Consider the following 12,759-nt stretch of genomic DNA (forward strand, 5'->3'; position numbering starts at 1 on the left):
GATATTAATTAAGGAAGTACTTAAATGCTCAGTGACAGCGAATTGCTGGATTATTCGTCAACTGCCGGCTATGCAATCGAAAATGCTTATGACGACGATTTTGATGACGATTTCGACGATGACGACGATTTCGATGACTTTGAAGATGACGAATTCATGGACGACGACTTGGACGATTATGACGACAGCGAAGCCGATTTCGACTATGATGAGGATGACGACTTTCAATATGACGATGATTTGGACGAATAAATCGGTATAAAAGCGAATCTCATCCGGAGGCACCGATGCGGTATCGGCTTAATCCGTGCCTCCGTTTTATAAAAGCTTTTCGCCTCCGTGCCACAATTTTTCCAAATCGTAAAAATTTCGTGCCTCGTCCGTCATTAAATGTACAACGATTGTTCCCATATCCATTAAATTCCAATCGTCGCCGGAAGGCAGTTTTCTGTCGGGAACTCGAATGGTCAATTCGTTTTGCTTTGCGTAATCCTTTATTTGTCTGTATAAACCCTTCCAATGAGCACTGCTGTTCACTGTGGTAATTACAAAATAATCCGTCCAACTGCTTAATTGTGAAATATCCAAAACAACGGTGTCGGCGCCTTTAAAGTCGGTAAGGATATCCGCTATTTCCAAGGCTTTTTCTTTATCGGTTTTCATACAATCCTCTTTTAAAATAATCATCGGACATAGCGTCCGTCAAAATCTTTGCCCAATACAATCGTAAAGTCAACCAGGGTATCGGCTTCAAGGCCGTCTTCCTTTTTTATTTCGGCGGTTTTAATATTCGTACAGCGTATAAAATCGCCGATGCTTTTGGCAATCTCTTTATTGCCGATATGGTCTATGATAACGGTTTTTTCATAATCGTTGCGGTCGGCATTGGATGTCGTAAGAATATCATAGCCTGCACTTTGCATTAATGCAGCCGTATTTTTTGCAAGCCCTTGAACCGAAGTTCCGTTTTGAACGGCAAGAACATAAATACGGCTGTGAACAACTTCCGTTTCCGAAACAAGGGCCGAAACGGTTTGCTTTAAAACGTCTTTTATAAGCTGTCCGTCATAATACGGAAATAAAAGTAATTTGTCGTCTACCAAGCGCTGCGAACCGGTAATCGATTGGGGGAAAAGGCGCTCGGCATCGATCAAAGAAATTTTTTCCAAAAGGCTGTACAAGCCTTCATTGTCGATATTGGCTTTTATCCGCGATGCATAGACGGGGAAAATGTTCTTTTTAAATATATCCGTTCTATGCATATTAACGGCATATAAAAAAGCAACAACCGCATTTTGTAAGCGATCCTGCCTTTCGGCTACGGCAGCCTCTTTATTTTCGTATAAAATATAGGTACGTATTTTATCGCCGTCGAGTACAACCGAACCGGAGGGCAATAAATAAGGAATACCGTCGATTTTATCGTCAATCGGATACGGTACAAAAACTCGTAAACCGCCTAAAAAATCCGTCAATTCGGAAAACTGTTTTAAATTTATTTCAAGCGAAAACGGAATGGACATTCCCGTAAGCTTTTCTATCTCAGCCCGGTATACATCTATGCCTTTTTCTTTATAGACGGCATCTATACGGTCTACCCTTCCCAAGCTTGCATAAATGGCACCCGTATTTCCGAGTATATCGATAAGGGCACCGCGGTGAGATACCGGATAATAGGCCATAAGCATTGTCGAAAGAGCTTCTCCTTCATCTTCAAGGACAATAAGCAGTTTAATGATTTGGTCGCTTTCCAAAACTTCTTCGACGGGATTGGTTTTAAGCGCAAATACCAATAATAAAACGGAAACCGTCAATACGGCCACAATGAGAAACAAAAAAACAATATGTTTGTGTGTCCCCAAACGGGGTTTATAATTCGCCATGTATTTCCCCTCGTAAGGATTGTATCATCTTAAAAGTATCGGATGCAATTGCTTTGTTTTGATTTTTAAGATAATTTTCGTTTTCTTCGGCAACCGCCAACAAAAGAGTATCTAAACTCAAGTTCATGCACTGTGTAATATAGGCTTCGCTGCTGTGCGCCCTGCCCGGTTCTATTTTATCGGCAATATATAAAACCTTTGCCAAATCGCCCATACCCGCTTTACCGAAGGTATGGCAGCGCACGGCTTCCAAAACATCGCCGTTACATACGCCGAAGTCTTTTTGAAGAAGAACCGCCGCCGCACGCCCGTGTAAAAGGGATTTTTTTTCCGCTTCCAAGCCGGATACGGGGTGGCCGTCGAGGACTGCCAAAGAAAAAAGTGCATCCTCGTCCATATCCTTACACATATCGTGTACAATGCCGGCAAAGTAACCGCTTTGCGCATCAAGACCGTAGCGGCGGCATAAGCGAGAAGCGGTTAAGGCGGTGCGCACCGAATGCTCATAGCGTTTCGGATTCACAGCGGAAGCCGTATAGAGGGAAAGGCGTTCAATCAAATCGGCATCTATCGGAAGCGAAAAGGCGGCTTTTTGTACCGAGGATGAAACTTGCACGCAGGAAGTATTTCGGTTTTTATTTAAAGCCATACAACTTCCTTTGCACAATGTACTCATAAACGCTTGCGGGAACAAGGGCTTTCCAATCTTTTTTTTCGGCTGTCATGCGCCGTATCGCAGCCGAAGAAACCGCACAAAACTCATTGTGAAGCTGAAGGTGCGGACGGGGGAAAGTCCCGCCTGCACCGGAATGCTCGCCTGCCCGGTGCGGTTTATCGGGAACGCCGGCTTCCGCAACAGAAAAACCGCCCTCGGGCAGCTTCTCATCATCACGCAAGGGACGGCAGCCGAGTACAATATCCGCTTTTTCAGCCAAAAGATCGGCGTTTTTCCATTTTCCGAAATCGGCTGCAAGGTCGCTTCCGATAATAAGGCCTATTTTTCCTTCCAATGCCCCCGCATAGCGCGCTTCCAAATCGTATACGGTATCGATAGTATAGGAAGGGCCTGAGCGCTTTAATTCACAGTCGTCAATAAAAAAACGATTGTCGCCGTATTCGTTTAAAGCCCGTTTAAGCATTTCCAAACGGTCGGTATCGGAAGCGCCTGAAGCCAAAGTTTTATGAGGCGGCTCGCGCGCCGGAATAAACAACACACGCTCGTAGCCGTACTCGTCGGCCGCCTGTTTTGCCAAAAAAAGATGTCCTTTATGGACGGGGTTAAAAGAGCCGCCCAAAATTGCAAGTTTCATCGGTCAGATTCCTTGCTATATAAGCAGTTACAGGTTCGCACGTGCGAACATTCCAAAACCGCAAGCTTCATTGCTCGGATCCCGGATACTGTACCTCTTGATCGTCTACCGACGCGCGGCTTGCAAGAAAATCGCTTTTTTTGTCCTGAGCCGCTTGAACGCTGCCGCCGTATACAAGAGTTATCAATTCTTTTTTAACCCGGAGCAAGCCTTCGCCCGTATGCACCGAAAGAGGAACCGTTATCATATCCTTGTATGTTTCGGCAATTTCGGCAGCACGAAAGGCCGCATCTCCTACATCGATTTTATTGCATAAAATAATGCGCTTTTTTGATGCCAGTTCGGGCGAAAAAGCGTTTAATTCGGCATTCAGTTTTTCGTAGGCTGCCGCATAGTTGTCGTCGGAACAATCGATAATAAAGGCAAGGCCTGCGGTGCGCGATATGTGCTTTAAAAAGCGGATTCCCAAGCCGGCGCCTTCGGCGGCTCCTTCTATAATGCCGGGAATATCGGCTATAACGATATCCTGTTCGTCGTCGATGCGTAAAACGCCCAAATTGGGAATCTTGGTTGTAAACGGATAGGGCGCGATTTTAGGCCGGGCGTTTGTAAAGTAATCGAGAAGGGAGGATTTTCCCGCATTCGGAAAGCCCACCAAGCCGATGTCGGCCATAATGCTCAATTCGACGCGCAGTTTTTTTACATCGCCCGGCTTTCCTTCGTGGGCGTAGCGCGGCGCCTGATTTACCGAACTTTTAAAATGAACGTTGCCCCAGCCGCCCTTGCCGCCTTTTAAATAGGTAACGGTTTCGCTTTCCTCTTCGCCCGTAAAATCGCAAACAAGAACTCCCGTTTCGGCATCGGTTACCTTTGTTCCGGGAGGCAGCGGAATAATAACATCGTTCCCGTCCGCGCCGTGGCGGTTTCGGCCTTCGCCGTCGCCGCCGTTTTGCGCTTTAAATACAGGCTGTTTTCGTAAATGAGCAAGGGTTCTGAGATTGTGCTTTACGCAAAAAACGACATTGCCGCCCCGGCCGCCGTCGCCGCCTGCGGGACCTCCGTGCGGAACGTATTTTTCGCGCCGGAACGCGATACAGCCGTTGCCGCCCTTACCGGAGCGGACTTCTATGAGAGCTTCGTCGGCAAATTGAATCACGTTTAAGCTTGAGCAGGGATTACCGAAGCCAGCTTTCGACCCTTGCGTTCATGATAGGACACAACACCCGTTGCGGTTGCAAAGAGGGTATCGTCTTTTCCGCGGCCGACATTATCGCCCGGATGAATTTTTGTCCCGCGCTGGCGCACGAGTATGGAGCCGGCAGGCACAAAGGTTCCGCCGTATGCTTTTACACCTAAATATTTCGGATTGGAATCGCGGCCGTTTTTAGCGCCGCTTCCGCCTTTTTTACGTCCCATAGTATATACCTCCGCATTTTAATCAATCGTTTGCATCGGCGCGGTTTATGCGCACCGATATGTAAGGCGGATAATCGGTTTGCAATGACAAAAGCCCCTTTTGCAAAAAATCCGCCGTATAACTTAAAATCCCCGAAGCCGCTTCCTCTCTTTTTTTTACTGTAAAGGAAAGTTCTCCGCGTCCGGGAATATCGGTTTTTAATTCAATTCCGCTTTGTGCGTTTAAGACCTCCAATGCCGTGCGCACCAATATACTGGCCGCCGCGCATACGATGTCGTTGCCCGCCGGTGCAAAGCCGGAATGACCGCTGAGCGCACAGGAATACAAATCACCGTTTTCAAAACGGGTAAGTACAGCCCGTATCACGCTCTCTTATTCGGCCTGCCCTGCCGAAATGCCGGTAATGCGGATTTTCGTATAGTGCTGGCGGTGGCCGATAGTCCGGTGATAGTCTTTTTTGCTTTTGTATTTAAACACAAGCACTTTTTTATCACGGAACGAATCTTCCACAACCGCGGAAACCTTTGCACCTTTTACATAGGGGGTTCCCACCTGCACGTTTTTACCGTCATTTACCATTATAACCGTATCTATATCGACGGTTTGTCCTTTTTCAACATCGAGCTTGTCCACTGTAATAAGAGCGTCTTTTTCCGCCTTATACTGTTTACCCTTATACTCAACCAGTGCGTACATCTTCTACACCTCTATTACCTGTTTTATTTGCGGCAGGGGGAAACTCCTGCCAAATCCGGCAAAAACGGGGACAGCCGGACGGGGGAATCAAAAAAGCCGCCGGCTTTTCAGTCCCAATGTAATGAACAGTATACTATATTTTAAGCGGCCTCGTCAAGGGTTTATACGGGTCTTGACAAATTCAATAAAGTGAGTACCAATTATAAGCGGAGATATATTATGGAAAACTGTTTGACGATAGGGCAAATGGCGAAACTGAACCGTATTTCCGAGCAAACACTGCGCCTGTATGAAAAAAAAGGGCTTTTGCAGCCCGTATCGCGGGACGATTTAACGGGTTACCGTTTTTACGATATACGGCAAAGCGCCGTTTTGGATATGATCCGTTATATGAAAGCCCTGGGTATGAATCTAAAAGAAATCAAAATACAGCTTAAAGAAAAAGATATGTGCTACATGCACGAAATTCTGACACAACGGCAAAATCAAATCGACAAAGATATTTTGGAATTAAAATGCCAGCGGCGGGCCGTTCAGCGTACAATCGAAAGCTTCGAGCGCTATAAATGCGCTCCGCCCGACGGTACAATCGTTCTTGAGTATATAGGAAAGCGTTTTTTATACTGCATCGATTCGGGTATCAACGTGTACGACCACGATTTGGGTACTTACGAAAAAATGCTGCGGGATTTAAAAAACGAATTGGAAATAAACCGTTTGCCGCAAACCTATTTTTACAATGCCGGTACCATTTTGCGCAAAGACAATCTTTTGCGCAAAGAATTTTATTCTTCGGAAGTGTTCGTTTTTGTAGACCGTCAATTTGTTCCCGACGAACTGATTACGGTTTTGGAACCGGGAATGTACTTGTGCATTTACTGCGATAATTTTTATAAAGAAAAGGAGTATATTTGCCGCCTGCTTGATGAAATACAAAGGCGAAACTATATTATCGGCGGCGATTACCTGTGCGAAGAAATTTCGGACATTGCAATGGCATGGGAAACCGAGCGCGATTTGTTTTTGCGCTTACAAATACCCGTTTTTTTTGAAAAATAATCTATAAATATTTATTATTTTTTTCTTGACCTTATACCAAGTACAAGCTTTAAGATGTATATAGGAGCGGACGGAACTCTGAGTTCACGCCGTTAAAACCCGTCTTAAAGGAGGCAGTCTATGAGTCAGGAAAAAATTCGTGTAGTACAATACGGATGCGGTAAAATGAGTAAATGGACGTTGCGGTATCTGTATGAAAAAGGTGCGGAAATTGTAGGCGCTATCGATGTAAATCCGGCAGTGGTCGGTAAAGATGTCGGCGAAATTGCAGGCTTGGGTTTTCCCATCGGAGTGGTTGTCCGCGACGATGCCGACAAGGTATTGGACGAATGCGATGCGGACATCGCCGTTATGACTATGTTCAGCTTTATGAGCGATATGGCGCCGCACATGGAAAAATGCGCCGAACGCGGTATAAACATCATTACAACCTGCGAAGAAGCGATTTATCCGTGGACAACGGCTTCCGCCATTACGAACAGGCTCGACAAACTGGCAAAGGAACACGGCTGTACGATAGTCGGCGCGGGTATGCAGGATATTTATTGGGTCAACATGATAGGCTGCGTTGCAGGCGGCGTTCACAATATCAAAAAAATCGAAGGGGCGGTAAGCTATAATGTGGAAGACTACGGTCTTGCACTTGCAAAAGCCCACGGAGCCGGATTAACTCCCGATGAATTCGAAGCTCAAATCGCTCATCCTGAAACCCTGGAGCCGGCATATGTATGGAATTCGAACGAATGTTTGTGCAATAAAATGGGCTGGACAATCAAATCGCAAAGCCAAAAATGCGTTCCGTATTTTTACGACAAGGACTTATATTCGGACACGCTGGGCAAAACCATTCCCAAGGGGAACTGTATCGGCATGAGTGCGGTTGTAACGACCGAAACATTCCAAGGCCCGATTATCGAAACCCAGTGTATCGGAAAGGTGTACGGCCCGGACGACGGCGATATGTGCGATTGGAAAATAACGGGCGAACCCGATACGGTCTTTTTTGTAAAAAAACCGGCAACGGTCGAACACACATGCGCTACAATCGTAAACAGAATACCCACGGTACTTGAAGCGCCTCCGGGCTACATTACCGTAGAAAAATTAAGCGAACTTAAATACCTGTCATACCCCATGCATATGTATGTGGATTAAAAAAGACGGATTAAAGCAGGCCGATTAAAACGGGCGGGGCTGTCTACAAACCGAAGTTTTGGGGCGCCACCGCCCCCGAAAGGCGGGGAAAACCGAAGCGTGTTCCGCTGCGCCCTTCCCTGCCGTTTTTTGCCCCCTCGTCTGCCTAATTACCTTATATCCGGACCTCTTAATGTTCCAAAGCGCTTTGTTCCAAAGTGCTTAATCCGCAGGCAATTTGTGAGGCTAAGCGCGCATTGTTGTACACAAGGCGGATATTCGATTCGAGGCTTTTACCGCCCGTAATTTTTTGAATTTCGTCGAGTAAAAAGGGTGTTGTGCGCTTTCCGGTAATGCCGAGCGCATTCATTTTTTCAAGAGCATCTTCTATGGACTTATCGATATAATCTTTGTCCATCGCAAATTCTTCGGGTATGGGATTCGCAACAACCATACCGCCGGCCAAGCCGAGCTCAAGCTTTGCATAAAAAGCTTCGGCTATCTCTTTGGGACTATCCATACGGCAGTCGGTTTTAAAGCCGCTTGAGCGCGTGTAAAAGGCGGGAAGTTCTTCGGTTTGATAGCCTACAACCGGAACGCCGCGCGTTTCCAAATATTCGAGGGTAAGGCCCAAATCCAAAATCGATTTTGCTCCCGCGCATACGACCAGCACATTCGTTTTTGCCAATTCTTCAAGGTCGGCCGAAATGTCCATCGTCGTTTCCGCACCGCGGTGCACCCCGCCTATGCCGCCGGTTGCAAAAACTTTAATGCCGGCCATCGCGGCGATAATCATCGTGGCGGCAACCGTGGCGGCCCCGTCTTTTTTTTGCGCGGTTAAAATGCACAGGTCGCGGCGGCTCGCCTTTGTAACGGCAAGGCCGGTTTTTCCCAAATAATCGATTTCATCGGTGCCGATACCCGCTTTAAGGCGGCCGCCGATAACGGCAATCGTTGCAGGAACGGCCCCGTTTTCGCGGACTATCTTTTCAACCGCTAAGGCCGTTTCTACGTTTTTCGGATAGGGCATTCCGTGCGAAATAATCGTCGATTCAAGGGCAACCACCGGTTTACCCGCCTTTAAAGCTTCGCTCACTTCGGGCGAAACGTCAAGATATTTTTTGTATTCGTTCATATAACACTCCTTCCGTAAGATTATCGTTTACCGCCTCATTAACTTCCAAACACAGGGATGCAGCCGCGATTCCGGCAAAACCGCTTTCTTTTAAGCTCATATTTTTTAAAACCGCCCATGCGACGGCCGCCGTTTGACTGTCGCCCGCCCCCGTCGTATTTTTGATAAGGGATTGCCTGCTTATGTGCGCACCTGAGCGTACCCCGTCCGTATTTTCGGGTACATAGGCTTTTACGCGGCAGCGGCCGGTTTTATCGGCGCAAAACAAGCCTTTTTCTCCGAGCGAAATATAGATACGCTGCACCCCGCCTTCGATAAAAAACCGGGCAAGTTCTGCAAGAGCGGGTTTCGCTTCCGTTTGTGAACCGGTCCGGAGCAAAGAGTTTTGACGGGAAGCGTTATACAGGGCAAGGGCTTCCGTTTTGTTCGGTGTTAAGGCATACAGCTTGTGCAAAACGGGCAAAAGTTTTACCGCCTTGTGAGTTGAAACGGGTTCTGCAACAAGGGGAACGGTACAATGTTCGGCGATATATGCAATCGTTTCGGCGGGAATATTCGTGTCGATAAGGCAGAGCGCCGACTTGTTTATAAGCGGCAATTTTTTTTCGATATATTCAGGCGTCAGATGTTCGTATATATCCATATCGTTTACCGCCGACACCATATCGCCTTTTTCATCGTTTATGCACACGTAAGAAGAAGACGAGGCCGTATCTGCGGTTAAAGAGGAGGATATATCAAGGCCGCGCTCAAAGCATTTGTGTTTTAAAAATGAAGCATGCGTGTCTCCTCCGAATGCGCTTATAAAGTGCACGGGAAGGCCGAGCAGAGCCAGATTTGAAGCGATATTAAAAGCCACACCGCCCGCGCCGACCCGTATTTTTCCGGGATTGGAATCGGCTTTGCGGAATGCGGCCGAAGCGGATGCGCTTATATCGATATTAACCGCACCGATAACGGTAACCGGTTTTGAGCCGCCCGTTACATAGCCCTTGCCTAAAATCAAACCCTTTTTTATTAAATTCGAAATATGAACGGAAACGCTTGAACGCGTAATCCCCGCTTTTTCGGCAAGTTCTTGGTGAGAAATTAAAGGATTTTCGCGTATCCACTGCAAGATTTCGGTTTCCCGGGCGGTAATTTTTTTCATACCTCATTCCTTATAAGCAAATCCTTATACAGGATAAGCATAAACAAAGAATATGTCAAGAGATAATTTTTGCGCTTTAACATCCGCTTGTGTCCCGTTTCCGGTGAGTACGGACATCCGTATTGTTTAAATCGGGATTTTGCGCTACACTTACACGGCAACACGGCGCCGGTTGAGTTCGCACTTTGTCGGCATCTTAATTATGCTTAATAATGGGAGTCTTTTATGCAATACCGTACCGAACACGATTCAATGGGGGAAGTTCAGGTTCCCGCCGATGCCTTATGGGGAGCGCAAACGGAGCGCAGTAAAAACAACTTTAAAATCGGCGCGGGAATCGAAACTATGCCCGAAGAAATTATCCGTGCATTCGGCATATTAAAAAAGGCGGCAGCGCGGGCAAACCGCATTTTGCTTGCCGAAAAAATGACTGAAGAAAAACTGCACGCAATAGAAGCGGCATGCGATGAAATAATCGAAGGAAAACTTGCAGCCGAGTTTCCGCTCGTGGTATGGCAGACGGGAAGCGGCACTCAAACGAATATGAACGTCAACGAAGTGATTGCAAACCGCGCAAACTCCCTTGCAGGGAAAAAGCTTTTGCACCCGAACGACGACGTAAACATGAGCCAATCTTCAAACGATACCTTTCCGACCGCCATGCACATAGCCTTTGTACTGATATGCGAAAAGCGCCTTATTCCCGCAGTGCAGAGCCTTATCGATGTTTTTTGCAAGCTGGAAAAAGAAAACGAGGATGTAATAAAAATAGGGCGCACACACTTGCAGGACGCCGTTCCCCTGCGCTTTTCTCAGGAAATAAGCGGCTGGCGCTCGTCTTTGGAAGGGGGGCGCGATTTACTTACCATGTCGCTTGAGCCTTTGCGGGAGCTTGCCCTGGGCGGAACGGCTGTGGGAACGGGATTAAACGCTCCGAAAGGCTTTGCCGAAACCGCCGCACAAAAAGCGGGCGAAATTGCAGGCACCGCCTTTTATACGGCTCAAAATAAATTCCACGCCCTTACAAGCAAAAACGAAGCGGTGTTTGCGCACGCAGCGATAAAGTCCCTCGCCTGCGACATGATGAAGATTGCAAACGACATACGGCATTTGGCTTCGGGCCCCCGCTGCGGTTTGGGAGAAATCCTTATTCCGGAAAACGAACCCGGCTCTTCCATTATGCCCGGCAAGGTAAATCCCACGCAAGCCGAAGCGGTAACCATGGTTGCCGTACAAATTATGGGAAACGACGTGAGCGTATCGGTTGCGGCAAGTCAGGGAAACTTTGAACTGAACGTCTTTATGCCCGTGTGCGCTTATAATTTTTTGCAGTCGGCGCGGCTTTTAGCCGAAGCGGTTGAATCCTTTACGGAACACTGCGCGCGCGGTATTCGTGCAAACAGGGAGCGCATGGCATTTAACGTAAGCAATTCGCTTATGCTCGTTACCGCGCTTAACCCGCACATAGGCTACGAAAAAGCGGCACAAACCGCGCAAAAAGCCCACCGCGAAAACATCGGCTTAAAAGAAGCCTGCGTCAAACTGGGCTTTTTAACCGCCGAACGCTTCGACGAACTTGTACGTCCGGAAACTATGGTGTAAGGGATTTATCCCCACAAAAACCATAAAAGGATTGAGGCGGCCGCCGTGGTTATAAGGGTAAAGGGAACGCCGATTTTGCACCAATCGGCAAAGGACATAGGCGCGCCCTGTTTTTTTAATATGCCCATAGCCGCAATATTTGCCGAAGCGCCGAAGGGGGTAAGGTTTCCGCCCATGCACGAACCGACCAAAAGGGCAAACATATACAATTCGCTTTTTAAGCCCAGATTTTGCGCAAGGGTTGCGGCGACAGGCAGCATAACGATAATATAGGGCACGTTATCCACAAAACCGGAGATGATAACGGATACAAGGATAATGACGGCAAATCCCAACAGCTTATTGCCGCCGATTATGCCGCGCAAAAAGAGGGCAAAATCTTCCAAAAGGCCGGTTTCCGAAACCGTTCCGATAACGATAAAAACGCCGATTAAAAAGCCGATGGTTTCCCAGTCGAGATTTTTAATCATTAAAGCGGTTTTTTGCAACCCCTCTTTACGGACAAAACGGAACCATATCAAACCGGCGATACCGAGAATCATCACAAAGGCGCCCGAATATTCAATATGAAAAAACGAACAGACAGCCAGGGCGACAATCATTAAAAGCAATAAAATTGTCGGAAAAAACGATACAATGCTTTCGCGCTCAACGCTGATTTTTTGTTTTCCTATATTCGCAACCTTTGTAAAATACAGATAAAAATACAGGGCGCCTGCAATCATTCCCATTTGAACGACAAAAAAAATCGATAACCGTCCTTCATAGATAAAAAAGTCGTTAAAACCGTAGCGGGCATAGGAAGCGAATATCATGGAAGGAGGGTCTCCGACCAGGGTCGCTGTCCCTTGTAGATTTGCCATCACCGCAAGACCGGCCATAAAATATATGGGAGTAATACGCAGCTTTTTACACACGGAAAGGGCAATGGGCGCCATAACCAATACGGTGGCGACGTTTTCGACAAAGGCCGAAATAATGCCGGTCATAATTAAAATGGCGGTAATAGCCGTTCCCGTATCCGGAAGCTTTTCGATAATCATATCGGCCAAACGGTTGGGCACGCGCGAATATAAAAAAAGTTCGGCGATTATAAGAGAACCGATATAGATGCCCAAAATATTCCAATTGATAAGCGTAATAAGGGCATGGGATGGAGAAACCGCTCCGATAAGAATAACCGCCGCTCCTGCAATAAGCGAAACCCAGTGTTTTTTATCCGAGAAAATAATAACAGTAACATACATAAGAGCGGCAAGCGCCAAAACAATCCACTTCATTTCCATAGAACAAAACTCCTGTGAGCGGTAAAAGCAATATTCCCATATTGTATACGGTTAAGGCATATAAAATCAATAGTCCGCATTTTTAGC

General features: G+C 47.0%; 15 protein-coding genes. 4 read left to right on the plus strand and 11 right to left on the minus strand.

The genetic code is table 11. The annotated features are described in order from the left end of the window. Window positions 1-24: 24 nt before the first annotated feature. On the plus strand, window positions 25-252 hold the full coding sequence (locus H0R92_RS03355) for a hypothetical protein (protein ID WP_432961140.1): 228 nt from the start codon (window positions 25-27) through the stop codon (window positions 250-252). A gap of 66 nt (window positions 253-318) precedes the next feature. Here H0R92_RS03355 and rsfS read toward each other — a convergent pair whose 3' ends face one another. The 8 genes from rsfS to rplU all read right to left on the minus strand — a co-directional run bounded on the left by rsfS (window position 319) and on the right by rplU (window position 5,306). Continuing rightward, window positions 319-663 (minus strand): ribosome silencing factor, encoded by a 345-nt coding sequence (gene rsfS, locus H0R92_RS03360; protein ID WP_432961142.1) that lies wholly within the window; start codon window positions 661-663, stop codon window positions 319-321. Between the two features lie 20 nt (window positions 664-683). Further along, a complete protein-coding gene (locus H0R92_RS03365; RefSeq protein WP_432961144.1) occupies window positions 684-1,883 on the minus strand; it encodes an LCP family protein in 1,200 nt (399 codons plus the stop codon). Continuing rightward, window positions 1,870-2,532 (minus strand): bis(5'-nucleosyl)-tetraphosphatase (symmetrical) YqeK, encoded by a 663-nt coding sequence (yqeK, locus tag H0R92_RS03370; protein WP_432961146.1) that lies wholly within the window; start codon window positions 2,530-2,532, stop codon window positions 1,870-1,872. The genes H0R92_RS03365 and yqeK overlap by 14 nt, the downstream gene beginning before the upstream one ends. Then, on the minus strand, window positions 2,519-3,193 hold the full coding sequence (gene nadD, locus H0R92_RS03375; protein WP_432961148.1) for a nicotinate (nicotinamide) nucleotide adenylyltransferase: 675 nt from the start codon (window positions 3,191-3,193) through the stop codon (window positions 2,519-2,521). Before nadD ends, yqeK begins: the two co-directional genes overlap by 14 nt. A 67-nt stretch (window positions 3,194-3,260) precedes the next feature. Continuing rightward, entirely contained in the window at window positions 3,261-4,349 is a 1,089-nt protein-coding gene (gene obgE, locus H0R92_RS03380; RefSeq protein ID WP_432961150.1) for a GTPase ObgE, read from the minus strand. 2 nt (window positions 4,350-4,351) lie between these two features. Beyond that, complete coding sequence (gene rpmA, locus H0R92_RS03385) at window positions 4,352-4,609, minus strand: 50S ribosomal protein L27 (protein WP_428770991.1); 258 nt, start codon at window positions 4,607-4,609, stop codon at window positions 4,352-4,354. A gap of 22 nt (window positions 4,610-4,631) precedes the next feature. Next, a complete protein-coding gene (locus tag H0R92_RS03390; RefSeq protein WP_432961152.1) occupies window positions 4,632-4,976 on the minus strand; it encodes a ribosomal-processing cysteine protease Prp in 345 nt (114 codons plus the stop codon). A 6-nt stretch (window positions 4,977-4,982) separates the two neighbouring features. After that, entirely contained in the window at window positions 4,983-5,306 is a 324-nt protein-coding gene (rplU, locus tag H0R92_RS03395; protein ID WP_428770989.1) for a 50S ribosomal protein L21, read from the minus strand. 219 nt (window positions 5,307-5,525) lie between these two features. On the opposite strand from rplU, the gene H0R92_RS03400 reads away from it, so the two are divergent. Both H0R92_RS03400 and H0R92_RS03405 read left to right on the plus strand, forming a co-directional pair. Further along, window positions 5,526-6,365 (plus strand): MerR family transcriptional regulator, encoded by an 840-nt coding sequence (locus H0R92_RS03400; protein WP_428770988.1) that lies wholly within the window; start codon window positions 5,526-5,528, stop codon window positions 6,363-6,365. Window positions 6,366-6,485: 120 nt separating this feature from the next. Then, a complete protein-coding gene (locus H0R92_RS03405; RefSeq protein WP_428770987.1) occupies window positions 6,486-7,520 on the plus strand; it encodes an NAD(P)H-dependent amine dehydrogenase family protein in 1,035 nt (344 codons plus the stop codon). Between the two features lie 169 nt (window positions 7,521-7,689). Here H0R92_RS03405 and H0R92_RS03410 read toward each other — a convergent pair whose 3' ends face one another. Together H0R92_RS03410 and H0R92_RS03415 are read right to left on the minus strand one after the other, a co-directional pair. After that, window positions 7,690-8,634 carry a pseudouridine-5'-phosphate glycosidase gene (locus H0R92_RS03410; RefSeq protein WP_432961155.1) on the minus strand — a complete coding sequence of 315 codons (945 nt, stop codon included), beginning with the start codon at window positions 8,632-8,634 and terminating at the stop codon, window positions 7,690-7,692. Beyond that, on the minus strand, window positions 8,609-9,784 hold the full coding sequence (locus H0R92_RS03415; protein WP_432961157.1) for a PfkB family carbohydrate kinase: 1,176 nt from the start codon (window positions 9,782-9,784) through the stop codon (window positions 8,609-8,611). The genes H0R92_RS03410 and H0R92_RS03415 overlap by 26 nt, the downstream gene beginning before the upstream one ends. Window positions 9,785-10,009: 225 nt before the next feature. Between H0R92_RS03415 and fumC the strand changes: the two genes are divergently transcribed. Further along, the gene (gene fumC / locus H0R92_RS03420; protein WP_432961159.1) at window positions 10,010-11,386 is read left to right on the plus strand and encodes a class II fumarate hydratase; all 1,377 of its coding nucleotides are present in this window, start codon (window positions 10,010-10,012) and stop codon (window positions 11,384-11,386) included. A gap of 5 nt (window positions 11,387-11,391) precedes the next feature. Here the strand turns inward: fumC and H0R92_RS03425 are convergent, their stop codons facing one another. Continuing rightward, entirely contained in the window at window positions 11,392-12,672 is a 1,281-nt protein-coding gene (locus H0R92_RS03425; RefSeq protein ID WP_432961161.1) for an SLC13 family permease, read from the minus strand. Window positions 12,673-12,759: the final 87 nt, after the last annotated feature.

Source organism: Treponema sp. OMZ 840 (genome assembly GCF_050937815.1).
GTDB lineage: Bacteria > Spirochaetota > Spirochaetia > Treponematales > Treponemataceae > Treponema_C.